Annotated in this window: 18 protein-coding genes; 16 read left to right on the forward strand and 2 right to left on the reverse strand. The window is 44.1% G+C overall.

The features are described 5' to 3' along the window. The first annotated feature begins 130 nt into the window (after positions 1-130). From NIE88_RS07450 to NIE88_RS07465, 4 genes are all read left to right on the forward strand, one after another. Positions 131-1,174, forward strand: coding sequence for an L-threonylcarbamoyladenylate synthase (locus NIE88_RS07450; RefSeq protein WP_253060691.1), 1,044 nt, complete (start codon positions 131-133; stop codon positions 1,172-1,174). 1,199 nt (positions 1,175-2,373) lie between these two features. Beyond that, positions 2,374-4,962, forward strand: a complete 2,589-nt coding sequence (locus NIE88_RS07455) for a glycoside hydrolase family 31 protein (protein WP_253060692.1) — start codon at positions 2,374-2,376, stop codon at positions 4,960-4,962. 104 nt (positions 4,963-5,066) lie between these two features. After that, positions 5,067-5,654, forward strand: a complete 588-nt coding sequence (locus NIE88_RS07460; protein WP_253060693.1) for a manganese efflux pump MntP — start codon at positions 5,067-5,069, stop codon at positions 5,652-5,654. A 161-nt stretch (positions 5,655-5,815) separates the two neighbouring features. Continuing rightward, entirely contained in the window at positions 5,816-6,394 is a 579-nt protein-coding gene (locus NIE88_RS07465) for a TIGR01440 family protein (RefSeq protein WP_253060694.1), read from the forward strand. A 61-nt stretch (positions 6,395-6,455) separates the two neighbouring features. Here NIE88_RS07465 and NIE88_RS07470 read toward each other — a convergent pair whose 3' ends face one another. Together NIE88_RS07470 and NIE88_RS07475 are read right to left on the reverse strand one after the other, a co-directional pair. Then, positions 6,456-7,961, reverse strand: coding sequence for a glycoside hydrolase family 66 protein (locus NIE88_RS07470; protein WP_253060695.1), 1,506 nt, complete (start codon positions 7,959-7,961; stop codon positions 6,456-6,458). Then, positions 7,942-8,226: a hypothetical protein gene (locus NIE88_RS07475; protein WP_253060696.1), complete on the reverse strand. Its 285-nt coding sequence runs from the start codon at positions 8,224-8,226 to the stop codon at positions 7,942-7,944. The genes NIE88_RS07470 and NIE88_RS07475 overlap by 20 nt, the downstream gene beginning before the upstream one ends. 188 nt (positions 8,227-8,414) lie before the next feature. Between NIE88_RS07475 and glyA the strand changes: the two genes are divergently transcribed. The 12 genes from glyA (at position 8,415) to NIE88_RS07535 (ending at position 18,255) form a co-directional block, all read left to right on the forward strand. After that, entirely contained in the window at positions 8,415-9,671 is a 1,257-nt protein-coding gene (glyA, locus tag NIE88_RS07480; protein ID WP_253060697.1) for a serine hydroxymethyltransferase, read from the forward strand. A gap of 205 nt (positions 9,672-9,876) precedes the next feature. After that, positions 9,877-10,506 (forward strand): uracil phosphoribosyltransferase, encoded by a 630-nt coding sequence (gene upp / locus NIE88_RS07485; protein ID WP_253060698.1) that lies wholly within the window; start codon positions 9,877-9,879, stop codon positions 10,504-10,506. A gap of 448 nt (positions 10,507-10,954) precedes the next feature. After that, a complete protein-coding gene (locus tag NIE88_RS07490) occupies positions 10,955-11,176 on the forward strand; it encodes an AtpZ/AtpI family protein (RefSeq protein ID WP_253060699.1) in 222 nt (73 codons plus the stop codon). 6 nt (positions 11,177-11,182) lie between these two features. Continuing rightward, on the forward strand, positions 11,183-11,353 hold the full coding sequence (locus NIE88_RS07495) for a hypothetical protein (protein ID WP_253060700.1): 171 nt from the start codon (positions 11,183-11,185) through the stop codon (positions 11,351-11,353). A 223-nt stretch (positions 11,354-11,576) separates the two neighbouring features. Then, positions 11,577-12,320, forward strand: a complete 744-nt coding sequence (gene atpB, locus NIE88_RS07500; protein ID WP_253060701.1) for a F0F1 ATP synthase subunit A — start codon at positions 11,577-11,579, stop codon at positions 12,318-12,320. 64 nt (positions 12,321-12,384) lie between these two features. Further along, the gene (gene atpE / locus NIE88_RS07505; RefSeq protein WP_253060702.1) at positions 12,385-12,606 is read left to right on the forward strand and encodes a F0F1 ATP synthase subunit C; all 222 of its coding nucleotides are present in this window, start codon (positions 12,385-12,387) and stop codon (positions 12,604-12,606) included. Between the two features lie 117 nt (positions 12,607-12,723). Further along, complete coding sequence (atpF, locus tag NIE88_RS07510) at positions 12,724-13,209, forward strand: F0F1 ATP synthase subunit B (protein WP_253060703.1); 486 nt, start codon at positions 12,724-12,726, stop codon at positions 13,207-13,209. Continuing rightward, positions 13,206-13,751 (forward strand): F0F1 ATP synthase subunit delta, encoded by a 546-nt coding sequence (locus NIE88_RS07515; protein WP_253060704.1) that lies wholly within the window; start codon positions 13,206-13,208, stop codon positions 13,749-13,751. The genes atpF and NIE88_RS07515 overlap by 4 nt, the downstream gene beginning before the upstream one ends. Positions 13,752-13,758: 7 nt before the next feature. After that, positions 13,759-15,273, forward strand: a complete 1,515-nt coding sequence (atpA, locus tag NIE88_RS07520) for a F0F1 ATP synthase subunit alpha (RefSeq protein ID WP_253060705.1) — start codon at positions 13,759-13,761, stop codon at positions 15,271-15,273. A gap of 126 nt (positions 15,274-15,399) precedes the next feature. Continuing rightward, a complete protein-coding gene (gene atpG / locus NIE88_RS07525) occupies positions 15,400-16,269 on the forward strand; it encodes an ATP synthase F1 subunit gamma (protein WP_253060706.1) in 870 nt (289 codons plus the stop codon). 102 nt (positions 16,270-16,371) lie between these two features. Next, positions 16,372-17,781, forward strand: a complete 1,410-nt coding sequence (atpD, locus tag NIE88_RS07530; protein WP_253060707.1) for a F0F1 ATP synthase subunit beta — start codon at positions 16,372-16,374, stop codon at positions 17,779-17,781. A 45-nt stretch (positions 17,782-17,826) separates the two neighbouring features. Continuing rightward, positions 17,827-18,255, forward strand: coding sequence for a F0F1 ATP synthase subunit epsilon (locus NIE88_RS07535; protein WP_253060708.1), 429 nt, complete (start codon positions 17,827-17,829; stop codon positions 18,253-18,255). Positions 18,256-18,283: the final 28 nt, after the last annotated feature.

Genomic DNA, 18,283 nt, shown 5'->3' on the forward strand with positions numbered 1-18,283 from the left:
CGTTGCGCGCAGCCTGTCCGAATGGTATGGTGGATACGGAAACAATGTAAGGTCGGAGATACTCCGGCCTTATTTGATGCAGATAAGAAAACAGTTTAAGAGATAAAGCTAACAAAAAGGGGAAACGAAAATGATAGAAACGCAAGTGTGGCGAGTAGATCCTGAAGCCGTTGATCTCGAACAGACGCCTCAGATCAAAGCGGCAGCGGAGAAACTTGTCCGGGGCGAGATTGTTGCCTTTCCGACTGAGACCGTTTATGGACTTGGCGGCAATGCGAAATTACGGGATTCCGTTCAAAAAATTTATGAAGCAAAAGGAAGACCAAGCGATAATCCGTTAATTGTCCATGTCGCTAATTTGGAACAGGTGCGCGCTCTATGCACCGAAATTCATCCAATTGCCAAGAAGCTAATCGATACATTTTGGCCCGGGCCGCTGACGCTCGTATTGCCGTCTCGAGGAGAGGTTTCTAACGCGGTAACAGCTGGGTTACCTACGGTCGCGGTTCGTATGCCGAGCCATCCGGTCGCGCGTGCGCTGATCCTTGCCTCCGGACTGCCTATTGCTGCACCATCGGCAAATAGTTCAGGAAGACCGAGCCCGACACGAGCGGATCATGTGTTTCACGACTTAGATGGTAAAATCGCAGGAATTCTCGACGGAGGGGAAACGGGCGTCGGCGTTGAGTCCACTGTTGTGGATTGCACAACGACACCGATCACGATTCTTCGTCCCGGCGGTATATCAAAGGAAAAATTGATTGAAGCGGTCGGTGCGGTGGCAGATGACCCCGGGTTGACTCGCTTGGATCAGACGCCTAAGGCACCAGGTATGAAATATAAGCACTATGCTCCGGAAGCGATGATGTATCTGGTCCCGGCCGGCAAAGACAGAATTCATGAACTCATTGCTTCTCAGGAAAATAGCGGCCGAACGATCGGTGTACTGACAACTGAAGAAAATAGGGACAGCTACCCTGAGGCGGATGCTGTTCTCGTTTGCGGCAAACGGAGCAAACCGGAAACAGTGGCCCATCATTTGTTTGACGTACTTCGCAGCTTTGATCAAAAAAAGGTTGATGTCATTTACAGTGAAACTTTCTCGGAAAACGGAATCGGCAAAGCGGTTATGAATCGGCTTTCCAAAGCAGCAGGCGGACGAGTTGTTGATTAATCAACCAGAATGCAGAATGAAAAAACGTCAGAGAATCAAACGATTCCCAGGCGTTTTTTGCTTTTTTTGGTTAAAGGAAGGGCTTCTGTCCTGATTCATCTTTGCACCGATGTGCCTGTGTTGCTATTCCATTGGTAAAACGAAGGGTGAAATTGTTCAATGACTGCATTGATGGCAGCAAACTCTGGATCTTTGCGGTGTAAAACTGAGGCAGCCACAATGGAAGCAAATAAAACCAGTTGGCATTTCATGTGACCGCATTGGGAAAAACATTATGTACACCTTGATCAAACAATTTGGAGGACTCAATCCTGAAGAAATCAATAACATAATCCCTTATGCAGAACTTATAAAGAGCAAAACTACCTGATATCCATTCAATGAGCTAAGAGATTGTTCTCACAAAAAGACAATTATCAGTAGGACCCACATTGCCGATCTCGTCTAAAGGGATTTCAAAGGATTAACACCCCGTTCAATATAATCGACAAATAAATCTGTATTTTTTATTACGGTTGGGCAACAAACGTTAATAGTTGCTAAAGAAATGATAATAAATTGATTGCGGGTCTTCATTACAGTAAATCTTTTGATATACTGTTTGCGTTATGAATCAAGATGTTAAAGCAAATTCAAAATAATCTGGTTTGTACCTACATTATATAATATAAAATTTTTATATAAATGAGAATATTTTCCTATCTTGGTGAATATATTATACGTTTCTAAAACAACAAATTTTAGTATGCTAAACTGATTTCAAAGAAAGGAGGTGATCCCGTGCCAGACATTATTAATTTTTTGAAAGGCAAATGTTTACTAAATCAGCAGAAAAGAGTTCATGCTGCTGATCCATTCTGCCAAAATAGTCGCTGTGTCCAGCTTTGGGATGTGTATGGTTAGTCCGATCCGTCATCTTTATCCGTTAATTTTCTTTAAGTACACCTATCTCAATCGTTTTCGCAAAATGCGTAAAAGAAAATGACCAGACAATGCACTGTCTGATCATTTATTGTTGCCTCATGTCTGAGAATAAAAAAACATTGAGACACTAATAGTATAGTACACTATTATACTTCCTAGTGCCCAACTTTATAATTTTTTCTATATTTCAGTTGTTGTAACAAAGGATCCAAAAAAGTAAATTCCGAAATTTGAATCCGTCAATTGAAGAAAATGGGATAAGGAAGTGTAAAAATATGATTTTAAAAAGAGTAATAAAAGGATGGCTAATGATCGCACTGGTCATTTCAATACTTTTGCCGTCCACTTATTTTGCTCAAACGGCGTATGCAGATATGCAGCCTCACCCTGAGAAACCTTTGGATAAAAATAATCTAGAGAAGCCTATGAGCGTACAAAATGTAGAGCGCTTGAATAACGGTGTCAAACTAGATTTGGGGAAACAGGAAGCTTATATTCGAGTGCTCTCATCCGATACAGCAAAAGTATCGCTCTTAAACAAAGGCGATAAAGAAGAAAACACTGTGGGGATTGCGAAAACGGATTGGCCAACTTCTAAATTCAAAGTAAATAAATCCAATAAGAAAATCGTCATTACGACAAACAGCTTAACGATAGATATTAAACAAAAGCCGTTCGGAATCAAATTTCTGGACAAAAACGGGAAAACGATCAATGAAGATGCTAATCAAGGCATGGGATATGAAAATGGGAAACCTTATGTGTTCAAGAAAACAGACAAAAGTGAAAATTTTTATGGTATTGGTGAGAAAACCGATGGATTGAATAAGCGTGGTAAGGAAGAAGCTGTCTGGCATCAGGATCCGTTTCCATATGAGGCAAAGTACGGTTATTCCTCTGTTCCGTTTTTTATCGGTTTGAACGACAAAAAGGCGTACGGTATTTTATTCGATACTACATGGCGTTCTTATTATAATTTTGCGAAAGAAAGTGACGATTACTATTACTTCTATGCCGATAGCGGCAAACTTACCTATTATTTCATCAACGGCCCAAAAATGAAAGACGTTATTAATCGATTTACTGACTTAACAGGGAAAATGCAAATGCCTCCTGAATGGGCATTGGGATTTCAACAATCATCATGGGGCTATCATCAAAATGATGTTGAGCAGGTTGCCAAGGAGTACCGTGACAAGAAGATTCCATTGGATGGTCTCATGCTGGATATCGAATGGATGGATGACTATAAAAACTTTACATGGGGATCAAACTTTCCCGATCCGAACGGAATGAACAAAACGTTGAAAGATCTTGGCTTACACTATACGACAATTATTGATCCGGCGATTAGAGTACCTGATCCGGGTCAGCCGGAATACGCCCCTTATACAGAAGGGACACAAAAAGATCTTTGGGTTAAAAATCCGGACGGAAGCAACTTTTTGGGAAAAGTTTGGCCATGGGGCGTTCCATCCAAATCCGTGTTCCCCAACTTTCTAAAGAAAGATACTCGCGATTGGTGGGCGCAGCAGCATAAAGCGATGTTTGACAAAGGCGCAGACGGAGTTTGGAATGACATGAATGAGCCTGTGAACTTCAGCGAAGAAGATCACTGGACGTTACCATTGGATAGGATATTTGAAGCAGACGATGGCAGTAAGTATACGCATGAAGAGGTTCACAATATTTATCCATTTCTTGAGGATCAAGCCACAAACGAAGCTTTTAAACGCTTAAAACCAAATACCAGACCATTTGTACTAACACGTTCTTTGTATACCGGCGCTCAGCGTTATACAACAGCCACATGGACAGGCGATAATCATAGTAATTGGGATCATTTAAAAATGTCGATATCACAAGACGCAAATGTTGGCTTAACCGGATTCCCATTTGTAGGAAATGATATCGGTGGATTTTCAAAAAATAAAGAATTAGGTGAAGAATGTACACCGGAATTGTTTGCGCGTTGGGTGGAGGTTGGTTCCTTCCTCCCGCTTTCCAGAGATCATTATAATAATGACGGTAAGAGTCCTTCTACAACAGAATCATACATGCAAAGGCAAGAACCATGGCAATTTGGCAAGCAAGTTGAGGATATTAGCCGCAAGTATATCAATATGCGCTATGAGCTGATGCCATACCTGTACAACGCATTTAAAAGCGCTCATGAGACAGGGAATCTTATTCTTCAACCACTGGTATATCGATTCCAGGATGATGCGAACACGCACAATACCGAAGACCAATTCATGTTCGGTAATTCAATTATGATTGCGCCGGTATTGACTCAGGGAGCAACTTCACGTAACGTGTACTTACCCGATGGGGCAAAATGGATCGACTACTGGACTGGTGCAGAGTACAAAGGTGGACAAACGATCAGCAAACAAGCTGATCTCGGAACACTGCCTATCTACGTGAAGAAAGATTCCATCATTCCTAGTCGTGATGATGTTCAACAACATACCGGCGAAAAACCACTGACGAATCTGACGCTTGACACTTATCTTGATCATAAAGCGACTTATAGTTACTATCAGGATGACGGAATCTCGGAGGATTATATCAAAGGTCAATACAACTTGACTGATATAAAAGTTGGTAAAATTGGCCGGACGACTGTATTCAGCGCAGATCAGAAGATTAATCGATACCATTCGGATCTTAAGAGCTATACATTAAAGCTGCACGATGCAAAAGATCCGAAATTGGTAATCGGCGGTTTAAAAAAATACACTAAAGTAAGCAATCTCAAAGATCTCGATGAAAAAAGCAGAGGCTATTATTTTGACTCGGCAGAAAAAATTCTGTATGTGAAGATTCCTGTCAGCGGACATACAAAAGTGATTATTCACTGATTTTATTCAGATACGAACAGCATCTCATTGCTCTTATGAGCAGAGGTGCTTTTTTGTTTCCAATGTCTATTTGCTGGTGGACATGCATAAAGTGTTTTATGAACATGAAGGAGGAGACGAGCGTGACAGAAGAGCTGATCAATCAGGCTATGGCCATGAGTATCATGGCGATTGCACTTGGTATGGATGCATTCTCAGTTTGTATGGGAATGGGCATGACCGTGTTCCGTATGAGAAGAGCGGTCTGGGCAGGCATGTGGATTGGTCTATTTCATATCCTTATGCCATTGATTGGCATCGTTTTAGGCCATTTGCTGTCTACCCGTTTTGGAACCATTGCGGAAATGGCTGGCGGATTATTACTTCTGATTATCGGTTTTCAAATGATTTTGTCACTGGTACGCCCATCCTCGGTTCATTCGGGAACAGGATACACTTCTGATGCAAGTTTACTCGTCTTTGCGTTCAGTGTCAGCATCGACAGTTTTTCGGTTGGCCTAAGTATGGGTCTGTTTCGTACTAAATTGCTGGCAACGGTTTTTTTATTTGGATTGACAAGCATGATGATGGCATGGACAGGCTTTTATCTCGGTCGAAAAACGGGAAAATTTTTTGGCAAATACGGCGAGGTACTTGGCGGAATTATCCTTTTTCTGCTTGGGTTAAAGCTATTGCTGCAGCATTCGATTTAAAAGGCCATATGGGAATATGCGTTTTTGAAAGATTTTGTATTATTTCCCGGGTAATGAAACCTTCATGATGAACGATGTCAAATCATGCATGATCGGTGCAGGATCAGCATAACCTGTTATAATAACGGTGTAGTTATTATCGATACGAGGAAGGTATGATTATGGAGGTACTTGATCCAAAACGAATGCAAGAGATGAGCCAGGCACTGGAAAATTTGCGGCAAGTAATGCCTTTTAATAACAAAATGTTGCTTGTAGTCGGCTGCAGTACGAGTGAAGTGGAAGGGAAAAAGATCGGCACATCAGGTTCGCTGAATACCGCTGCATCTATTTATGCAGCGGTAAAAAAATGTCATGAACAAACCGGAGTGCATTTCGCTTTTCAATGCTGTGAGCATTTAAATAGAGCACTTGTCATTGATCGACAATTAGCGGAGCAGAACAATTATGATGAAGTAACCGTACGTCCGATCCGCCATGCAGGTGGATCAATGGCTGCCTATGCATTTGAACATATGAATGATCCGATTGTGGTTGAATTTATCCGGGCCGACGGGGGGCTGGACATCGGTGACACGCTGATTGGCATGCATCTCAAGCATGTTGCAGTGCCCGTTCGCAGCAGCGTTACAGCTATTGGCAATGCCCACCTGGTGATGGCGCGAACACGGCCGAAGCTCATTGGTGGAGAACGAGCTGTTTATCCGATGAAAGAGATGATGGGGCAAAGAGAATGCTGAAACACCCCCTTTCCAATTTGCTGGAATGAGGGTGTTTCAGCATCATGAATAGTAATATTTGTTATCTATAATCAAAAACAAGCATGTCCCAGTAGCGGAGCGTAGGAAGCATGATATGAACGCGCCCGCTTTTTTGCTTGAAACGCAGCGGTATTGGCTGGCCTTGTTTCCGGTCCGGCGATGCGAGCCAAACACTCTTTATCGGCTTTGCTTCATCCAGTGTAAAATCGAGGTTATGTCTTATTTGTGGCGTTGGCTGCGTGCCGTCACGATCACGCCATTTTATTGAATTCGCATCGAGAAAATTGATGAAATGAATTATTTTGTTTTGTGCCTTTTTTTTCGCAAATACCCATAAGTGTCCTTGAGTCGGAACATTCGAAATGGGAATCCGTTTGTTTGAATGGATACGAACAGCCGCATTTTCGACATCATCGCGAAGAAGCGTTTCATAAGCGGTTAGAAAATCATAGTAATGAACCAGTTGACTCGAAAGCGAAGCGGTCATCGTTAAATCATGATTTGGAAAATATTCCTTGGACAACATATGCTCACCAAGCTCCAGATGGGCGCCATCGGATGCGAAAATGACGCTGTCCGTCAGCAGAACACCAGCTTCGTTAAAATGACCTGAATGATCATAGTCCATGTAAGCAGCTAGGACGCTGTTTTTCTTCCCCGATGACAGCTTAGCATTCGTGTCAATGATCTGTTTCAAATTGAAATAGTCAGGGTCATTATCGTCCCAGACCTCGGTATAAAGAAAATCGACCGGTGCTTTTGCAATATCTGACTGGCCAAATTGTCCGACGGCATTCATGACAAGCGATTTATTTGGATCTGCTGTTTTTATCCTTGAGAGAAAAGGAGTGAAACTGTCGGCGAGGGCGACGGGTTGTCCGTCGCTGTTATACACTTTGCCGCGATCACCAAGCTGATCGATATGCCATCCGTCAAAAGGTAAATACGTATAAATGTTTTTCTGTTGACTGGTCAGGTAGTTTTGCCATTCTTGATTTGCCGGATTCATCAAATAGATGGCACTCTTCCATCCGTCTGGCAGGGAATTGACATCCACCTGATCATGATCCGGATCTTTAAAAAGAAACCAGCTGCGCTGCGTTCCATCCTGCTCGGAGTTCGCAAGCGCACCATAAATAAGATTGTAGGACATTGCTTTCATTTGTCGACGATGTGCTTCATCAATATAAGACAGAATAGTCTTTTTCTCGATTTGCCGATTTGCGATATCCGTCCATGAATCGGGTACCTTCCCGCTTGCAACCGTTAATGGCTGATGATGCTTCGCGCTCCAATCATAAAACTGCAGACCATTTATATGATAACGATTCAGGCGGGCAATCGTTTTGGCAATCTGATCTTGTGATAATGATGGAAAAGCACTGAGAAAACCATAACGAGGAAATTTATCCCAGTTTTCGGATACATCGACAGCGATGGATGCTGTCTGTTTTTTCGTCGGAGTTTTTGCCTCGATAACCACCAGATATCCTTGATTATTTTTGCTTGGCGGTGTCCACGTCCACTTATGGGATGTCGCGCGCATAGTTAAACGACTTTTGATCAATTGCTTGATTAAGGCGATAATATTGAATGTTTAACCGAACCGATTTTTCGTTTGTACGCAAGGAAAAGATGACCGGCTGTCCCGGTTTATATTGGGCGCGATCCGTTGTCAATGCTGAGAGCAGATTCCGGTTTGCTGTCCGCGGCACTTTATCGTCCTTTGGCGGATGTATCCGAATCAGCAGCGTGCCGATGAGCGTCAGAATGATCAGTGAAGGAAGGAGCCATTTATAGAGCCGTTTCATAAACCCACCTCTAAATTCAGTGCTCATTTTAGTATACCATGAGTGCGATGCGATGAAATAATTCATTTGGCATGTTGCGTTCATAGGGAAGATGGGGCACTGTATTTGTTTCGCAAACATTCACTTTTATAGGATAAAATGTGATAAACTTTACTTGAATTAGACTTGAGAGGAGTTGCACGCATTTCATGAAGGGTATTAAAGCGAATGATCCTGAACTGTATCAAGCGATTGAGAAAGAATTAGGCAGACAGAGGAACAAAATCGAACTAATTGCATCTGAAAATTTTGTCAGTACATCGGTGCTTGAAGCGGCGGGCTCAGTTCTGACCAATAAATATGCGGAAGGCTATCCGGGACATCGCTATTATGGCGGCTGCGAATACGTTGATATCGTTGAAGATCTTGCGCGAGATCGGGCGCTTAAGCTTTTTGGCGGCGATCATGTGAATGTGCAGCCTCATTCAGGCGCTCAAGCAAATATGGCCGTGTATGAGACTCTATTAAAACCCGGCGATACGGTTTTGGGCATGAGACTGGCACATGGTGGGCATTTGACCCATGGAAGCCCGGTCAACTTCAGCGGGCAGCTCTATAACTTTGTGGATTATGGCGTAACTAAAGAAACGCAAACGATTGATTATGATGAGGTTGCTCGTCAGGCGAAAGAACATAAACCGAAACTTATTGTAGCCGGAGCGAGTGCTTATCCGCGAATTATCGACTTTAAAAAGTTCCGCGAGATTGCCGACAGCATTGGTGCATACCTGATGGTGGATATGGCGCATATTGCGGGACTTGTTGCCGCAGGACTTCACCCGAACCCGGTACCTTATGCGGATTTCGTGACGACAACCACACATAAAACATTGCGCGGTCCGCGCGGCGGTATGATTATCTGCAAGCAGGAATTTGCAAAAAAGCTCGATAAAGCGATCTTTCCTGGAATTCAAGGCGGCCCGCTGATGCACATCATTGCCGCGAAGGCGATTGCTTTAGGCGAGGCACTTAAACCGGAGTTCAAGACATACGCGGCTCAGATCATCGCAAACAGCAAGGCGTTTGCAGCAACTCTCCAAGAACAGGGGATCGATCTTGTTTCGAGAGGAACGGACAACCATCTTGTACTTGCCGATGTACGCAGTCTCGAAATTACAGGAAAGAAAGCGGAAGCAGTTCTTGATGCTGTCGGAATCACAACGAATAAGAATGTAATTCCGTTTGACCCGGAAAAACCGTTCGTGACAAGTGGCGTACGCATGGGGACACCGGCGGTAACAACGCGAGGATTTAAAGAAGACGATATGAAAGAAGTTGCTTCGATTATCGCACTGGCGCTTAAAAATCCGGACGATGAGCAGACTTTAGACGAAGCGGTGCGGCGAGTACATGTATTGACTGAGAAACATCCGCTGTATGCTGAAGGAACCGGTGCTTTTGCTTAATTGTTAAAATGATTGCTTCGGGAGAATTCGGCCCGACTTTTTAATGCAAAAATGCAAAGATGATGCTTTATTCGGCACTGTTTATCGAACGGATTGTCATGAATGATGAACCGCTTAACAGTGACCACCGGCATCTTTCTTTAACAATGTCAATTGGATTAAAATTTTCGGTTGCTGTCGTGGCGATTGGAGGATGGAGGACAAAATGGGTAAACTGGTCGTACTTAATCATCCGTTGATTCAACATAAATTGACGATGATACGGGATTATAAAACGGGTACTAAGGCTTTTCGCGAATTGGTGGATGAGGTCGCCACGTTGATGGCCTTTGAAATCACTCGCGATCTTGCTTTAGAAGAGGTTGAGGTGCAGACACCGGTTTCAACAGCTAAAGCATACAGAATCGCCGGGAAAAAATTGGGCATTGTTCCGATTCTTCGTGCGGGTCTGGGTATGGTTAATGGCGTGCTGAATTTAATTCCTGCCGCTAAGGTTGGTCATGTCGGACTCTATCGCGACCCGGAAACGCTGAAACCCGTAGAATACTATGTCAAGCTGCCTGCTGATATTTCAGAACGCGACTTGATTATTGTTGATCCGATGCTGGCAACCGGCGGATCGGCAGCGGCTGCGATTACATCCTTAAAAGAACGAGGCGGTGTCAACATTAAGCTGATGTGCCTGATTGGAGCTCCGGAGGGTGTTAAAGAAGTTCAGAAAGAGCACCCCGATGTGGACATCTATCTTGCGGCTCTTGACGAGAAACTGAATGAACATGGCTACATCGTCCCGGGTCTGGGGGATGCCGGAGATCGTCTGTTTGGCACGAAATAATGAAAAACATGGGCACTATGATGTGAAAAATCTTTTCTTTTCCTGACATGCTCTGTGAGGAATGTTTTCATTGTTGGTGATTTGTCACATTTTTGATGTGCCGACTATGAAAAAAGTGATTAGAATTCTAACTATAAAGAAAAACACGAAAAAAATCGATAACACATTAATGTTTTAATTTGCAATGATCAAAATCACATATACTTTCATAAATATTGCATAAAGATAGCGCTTTCGCTAAAATGTTAAAGAAATGTCATTTTGATGAGCTGTTTCTAAAGATGATTGTATTAAGGAATCTCTTTGGCAAGAGGTAAAAATGCCTTGTGAACGATTTATGTCTGACTACAGTTTCAGCCGACCGTTTTCGAAACTTTTATAATGTGTTTTTCTTCGGTTAAGCTATGTCTGAACAGAACAGCTGAATCATCACTGCTGAGGAGGCCTTATGAAGCAGAAAAAAAAGCCTAATTCATTGCAGATTGCTGCAACGGTAAGCGCAATGGGATTTGAGGTTTTCGCTTTTATCATCATTGGAGCGCTGGGCGGGAACTTTCTTGATGAACGATATGGAACAGGACATCTGTGGCTGCCTATCTGTGCAGTCGCCGGTTTCTTTCTGGGACTGTTCAGCTGCTTCTATACCTTGAAATCCTTAATGAAGGAATGACAAGCAATGAAACCGGTCATGGAATGGTTTTCACGTGTTTTGTTGATTGTTACCATTGCCTATACAAGTGTGTTTGGGTTAATCTGGTTTTTGATACCGATGAGAGCGCTGGCCAGCGGCTTTCTCCTCGGCGGATTAATCAGTTTATATAATAGTTCTTCATTCATATGTTTTTGATTGAAGAATATAGAATTCGATCAGGTATCTACAAGCGAATGTTAAATTACATATGCCCGCCTGCGAATTACCTGTTTGGATCCACATTGATGTTGGTTGAACATTTTCTGGCCCGTATTGATTTTCACTGGATGAACAGCAAAAATCATCCGTATGGTGGTGATGGATGACTGTTCTTGGAGAAGTAACAGCATGATTTCTACGGATGAAAGGGGGGAAAATCATGGATCTGACTCCAAAAGTGAAATTTATCGGATTGACATTTGATCTAACGACTATTATAGGTAGCCTTGTCACCGCGGTGATTGTATTTCTGATTGTTGTGACATTAACACGGCGTATGGCTATTCGGCCTTCCGGTAAACAGAATGCGATAGAGTACATCATTGACTTTATCAGTGGTATCACAGGTATTATGATGGAGAAAAAGGAATCGGTTAAGTATATCAGCTTTGCATTGACCACTTTTCTTTTTATCATGATAGCCAACTTATTAGGAGTTATTATTGATGTAACGGCAGAAGTAACCGGGCCGATTCCGTCACTTGGGCTTACAGCTTCCGCTTTAGAGGCAGCTAACCATTCGGTCAGCTGGTTCAAGTCGCCAACTTCAGATCTTAATGTGACTTTTGCAATGGCTGGTGCTGTAATGCTTTATTCACATGTTGCCGGTGCGGTGAAACATCCACTGATTTATGCAAAAGATTACTTCAAACCGTACTGGTGGATGTTCCCATTTAATATTATTGATGAGTTGGCCAAACCGGTGACACATGCTGCTCGTCTGTGGGCCAATATATTTGCCGGCGAAGTTCTGATCTTAATTTTACGAGAAGGTGCATTGTACCTGACAGCAGTTCCACTCTTTGTTTGGATGGGCTTTTCTATTTTTGTAGGCTGCATTCAGGCATATATTTTTACTGTGCTGGCTATGGTTTACATCGGACAGAAAGTGTCCTCAGATTGATCGTTCATTATAGAACGTATGTTTTTGCACAAAACAACCATAAAATTTTGGGAGGAATTTTTTTATGACTACAATTCTTGCTGGTGCACTCATGATAGGCTTAGGAGCTCTTGCGGCAGGTATCGGTGACAGTATTCTGTTTGCACGCTATATGGAAGGTATTTCTCGCCAACCGGAAGCAAGAGGTACTCTGTTCGGACAAACGATGATTCTTTTCGGACTTATCGAAGCCCTTCCGATTATCTCGATCGCCTTTGGTATTCTGGTACTTTTCGGGCTTATTTGACTAAAACGTACTGTTGTCTTTAAAACGCGTCGAATGCTAGCTAAAAACAAAAGGCTTGAGATAATAAAAGGGTGACAGCAGTAAAGTACAACAATAAGCGAAAGGAGTGGCAATGCTATGTCATTTTCCTTGGGAACGATCCTTGCCCAGTTAGTGATTTTCCTGCTGTTGATGGTGCTGATTGCTTGGAAAGCGGTTGGCCCAGTTGTCGCTATTATGGATAAACGTAAGAAGTACATCAATAGCCAGATTACAACTGCGGAAAAAAGCCGTGAAGACTCCCAGAAGTATCTTGAACTGCAGAAAGAGGAGTTGGACAAGGTACGCCGGGAATCACATGAAATGATCGAACAAGCGAAGAGCCAGGCGAACGCTGAAGCGAAAGCAATTATTGAAGCAGCGAAAAATCGTTCGGATCTGATGATTAAAGATGCGAATGAAGAAATTGGCCTTGAGAAAGAGAAGGCAATTGCCGCCATCCGCGATGAAGTTGCCGACCTGTCGGTTATGCTCGCGTCTAAAGTGCTTGAAAAGGAAATTAATCCTAAAGATTATTCAAATGAGATTGACCAGTTGATGAAACAAGTGGGGAATCAGCGATGAGCGAAATCGTAGCGAACCGTTATGCTAAGGCGCTATTCGAAGTTGCAGAGGAGCGGGGCGAAGTTGATGTGATTGAGTCTCAATTGCATAGTGTAGCCGAGGGCCTCTATGAACATGAAGATCTGCGCCGCGTTCTGATGCATCCTCAAGTAAGCAGTGACAATAAAAAGGAACTTGTGAAGAAGCTGTTTGAAAAACAGGCAGGTGTTGAAGTCCTTAATCTGCTGAGATTACTCATCGACCGCAAGCGTGAAGCCATAATCGATGATGTGCTTGAAGCCTACACACACATGGCAAATGAGAAGCGCGGTATCCTTGATGTTACAATTACAACTGCTACCGCACTGGACGAACAAGAAAAGCAAGATCTTGCCGAACGTCTGGGTACAGCATTGAACAAGAAGTTGAGTATTCACGCTCATGTTGACGAAGCAATCATTGGAGGCATTCTGCTTCGTATCGGTGACCGTCTTTTCGACGGATCGGTCGCAGGTAAGCTTGCAGGCTTCAAACAGGAGATTAAAGTAGGGAGACAGGGGTGAAAATATCGTGAGCATTAAAGCGGAAGAAATCAGCTCATTGATTAAACAGCAGATTGAAAATTATCAATCAACTGTTGAAGTGAGCGAAGTCGGCACGGTTATCACTGTCGGCGACGGAATCGCTCGCGTCCACGGCCTTGACAGTGTCATGTCGGGCGAGCTTGTCGAATTTTCCAATGGCGTCCTCGGTATGGCTCAGAACCTTGAAGAGGACAATGTCGGAATCGTCATTCTTGGCTCTTTTACAGATATTCATGAGGGTGACCCGGTAAAACGAACAGGACGCATTATGCAAGTACCTGTCGGCGAAGCACTGCTTGGCCGCGTCGTCAATCCACTCGGTCAGCCGATTGATGGAAAGGGACCGATTGTAACCGATAAATCACGTCCGGTTGAAAAGAAGGCACCGGGCGTCATGAACCGAAAGTCAGTGTTCGAACCGATGCAAACCGGTATTAAAGCAATTGATGCAATGATTCCGATTGGCCGCGGTCAGCGTGAATTAATCATCGGAGACCGTCAAACCGGTAAAACAGCAATTGCGATCGACACGATTATTAATCAAAAAGATCAAGACGTTATCAGTATTTACGTTGCGATTGGTCAAAAAGAGTCAACAGTTGCCAATGTTGTAAACACACTGAAAGAATATGGATGTATGGACAAGACGATTGTCGTTTCTGCCGGTGCATCCGAACCGGCTCCGCTGCTTTATCTGGCGCCGTATGCCGGCGTTACAATGGGCGAAGAGTTCATGTACAATGGCAAGCATGTATTGATTATTTATGATGATCTGTCCAAACAGGCGGCGGCATACCGTGAACTTTCCTTGCTGCTTCGCCGTCCGCCAGGCCGTGAAGCATTCCCGGGCGACGTTTTTTATCTGCACTCGAGACTGTTGGAACGCGCAGCAAAACTGAGTGATGAGTTGGGCGGCGGGTCAATTACTGCGCTGCCGATTATTGAAACGCAGGCCGGGGATATTTCAGCCTACATTCCAACCAATGTTATTTCAATTACTGACGGGCAGATTTTCCTTGAATCAAATCTCTTCTATTCAGGTATTCGTCCTGCAGTCGACGCCGGTACTTCGGTGTCTCGTGTCGGTGGTGCTGCGCAAATTAAAGCAATGAAAAAGGTTGCCGGTACCTTGAAGCTTGATTTGGCATCCTATCGTGAACTGGAAGCTTTCTCGCAATTCGGATCTGATCTTGACAAAGCAACAAAAGCAAAGCTGGATCGAGGGGCTCGCACGGTTGAAATTCTCAAACAGGATCTTCATAAACCGTATCCAGTTGAAAAGCAGGTTGCTATTTTATATGCCTTGACGAAGGGCTACGTTGATGATATTGCGATTGCAGATGTAAAACGTTTTGAAAAAGAATTGCTTGCTTATCTTGAACAAAACGGCAAGAGTATTCTTGATAAAATTCGTGAAACAAAACAGCTTCCGGATGATCAGGCGTTTGCCGATGCGATTAACGCGTTCAAGAAGACCTTTGCTCCTACCGAGGCTGAATAAACCTGTAGGAAAATCGTATCGATACAATTTTTAAAGACGCACATTCTTCTGAAGATTGGCCTGATCCGATTGATTATGATGGTACATAATTAAGATCAGACGGGCTTTCAAGGGTGGTGAACGAACATGCCTTCAATGCGTGATATAAAAGAAAAGATCGCTTCTACGAAACAGATGCGAAAAATTACTAAAGCAATGCAAATGGTAGCGGCAGCAAAATTAAATCGCGCGCAGACAACGGCGCAGGACTATTCGGCTTATGCGGATAAGCTGCGTGAAGTTGTGGCAAGTATCGCGAGCACCTTGCCAAAGGGCGGAAACAGCAAGCATCCGATGCTTGCCAGCAGGCCGGTAAAGAAAACCGCATATCTGGTCATTACGGAAAACCGAGGACTTGCAGGTGCTTATGACAGTACCGTGTTGAAATATACGCAAAATTTAATTCGGGAAAAGCACGAGTCCAAAGATGAATATTTGATCATTGTGACCGGTAAAGTCGGATTGAATTTCTTTGAAAAGCGTGGCTTTCCTGTAACTCTGAGCAAAACGGATATTCCGGATGATATTGCTTTCGACGATGTATTGGATTTCGCTAAGCAGGCAATCAGCTTATATGACACCCAAAAAATTGATGAACTGCACTTGGTTTATAACCATTTTGTCAACGCAATTTCTCAAACATTGGTGGATAAACAGCTGCTTCCGCTGACGGATCTTGAAAGCAAACCGACGGAAAAAGTCCGTTATGTCTATGAACCGGATGAAGATGAGGTGCTTGAGAGCTTGCTGCCCCTTTATGCGCAGGGCCAAATCTACGGTGCCTTGCTTGATGCAAAGGCAGCCGAACAGGCCGCTCGTATGACTGCGATGAGAAGCGCTTCGGACAACGCAAGCGATATTATCGATCATTTGTCTCTTTCTTATAACCGTGCGCGTCAGGCCGCTATTACTCAGGAAATTACTGAAATTGTCGGTGGCGCAGCCGCTCTCGAATAAAACCTATTGTTAGAAATTTTTATTGCTTCAAAAAGAGCCGATAAATCCGTGCAGCTCTTTTTCCCGGACTTTTTGGAAACCTAGTTGATAGGAGGTAGTTTCATGAACAAAGGGTATGTGACTCAGGTCTTGGGCGCCGTTGTTGATGTTAAATTTGAACGCGGCCATCTTCCTGAAATAAACAACGCTCTGATCGTAAATAATAAAGCGCAGTCCTCCAATGAAGCGGACATTCATCTGACTCTTGAGGTCGCCCTGCACCTTGGCGACGACTCCGTGCGTACGATTGCTATGGACTCAACTGACGGACTTGTCCGTGGCATGGAAGTAGAAGATACCGGTGCGCCGATCTCAGTGCCGGTTGGCGACGCAACACTTGGACGTGTTTTCAATGTTCTTGGAGAAGCCATTGATGGCAAACCGGTTGCTCCGGAGGTTGAAAAACATGCGATCCATAGAGATCCGCCGAAATTTGCCGAATTGTCGACGAAAACGGAGGTCCTTGAAACAGGTATCAAGGTTATTGACCTTCTGACTCCATATATTAAAGGTGGAAAAATTGGCCTGTTCGGCGGCGCCGGCGTAGGTAAAACCGTCCTGATCCAGGAATTGATCCACAACATTGCCGAAGAACATGGCGGTGTATCTGTATTTGCCGGCGTAGGTGAACGTACACGTGAAGGTAATGACCTTTATTATGAAATGACAGAGTCAGGCGTTATTAAAAAGACTGCCATGGTGTTCGGCCAGATGAACGAGCCACCGGGTGCGCGTATGCGCGTTGCACTGTCCGGACTGACCATGGCGGAATATTTCCGTGATGTAGATGGGCAGGACGTTCTGCTTTTTATTGATAATATTTTTCGTTTTACTCAAGCAGGTTCTGAAGTATCTGCGCTGCTTGGTCGTCTGCCGTCAGCCGTGGGTTATCAGCCGACACTGGCAACAGAAATGGGTCGTCTGCAGGAACGAATCACGTCAACGAAGAAAGGTTCTGTAACATCCATTCAGGCTGTGTATGTGCCTGCCGATGACTATACCGACCCGGCTCCGGCCACAACCTTCTCCCACCTTGACGCGACGACGAACCTTGAGCGTTCCCTGACACAGATCGGAATCTATCCGGCTGTTGATCCGCTCGCTTCTACATCGCGTGCGCTGTCGCCGGATATTGTCGGTGAGGAACATTACGAAGTTGCTGAACGTGTTCAGATGACACTACAGAAATACCGTGAATTGCAGGATATTATTGCCATTCTTGGTATGGATGAGCTTTCTGATGACGATAAACTGACGGTTAGCCGTGCTCGCCGCGTTCAGTTCTTCTTAGGCCAGAACTTCCATGTTGCCGAACAGTTTACCGGCGTTCCCGGGTCTTATGTCTCTGTTGAAGAGACGATTAAGGGCTTTAAAGGAATTCTTGACGGAAAGTATGACGACATTCCGGAAGAAGCATTCCGAAACACGGGAACAATTGACGATGTTCTGGAAAGAGCGAAACAACTGGTTTAATGAGTGGCGCATGAACCGCTTAGACCTAATGAAGGGGGCTGGCTGATGAGTACGGTGCATACGGATATTGTCACACCTGCAGGCAAAGTATATGAGGGAGACGTCCATATGGTATGTGTACGCTCCAAAAGCGGAGAATTAGGCATTCTGCCGCATCACTTGCCAATTGTTGCTCCACTTGATATTGCGCTTGTCCGATTGAAGCATGAAGATGAAAAAATTGTTGATTATGTGGCTGTTCATGGTGGCTTCATTCAGGTAAGTCGAAACAGTATTACGATTTTATCGGAAGCCGCTGAGAAGAAGGCCGATATTGATGTTGAACGCGCGAAGAGAGCGAAAGCGGAGGCTGAAGAACAGCTGAGCACGCTTCATGAGACTTCCGACGGCTATGCAGAAGCAATGCTGAAGTTAAAGCGTTCGGAACTTCGATTGTCCACAGCGGCAATTGATGATGCGGTTCCGGAAGCATAAACAGCAATAGAAAAGACCTCTCCCGGTT

The sequence above is a fragment of the Sporolactobacillus shoreicorticis genome (genome assembly GCF_024125445.1).
GTDB classification, from domain to species: domain Bacteria; phylum Bacillota; class Bacilli; order Bacillales; family Sporolactobacillaceae; genus Sporolactobacillus; species Sporolactobacillus shoreicorticis.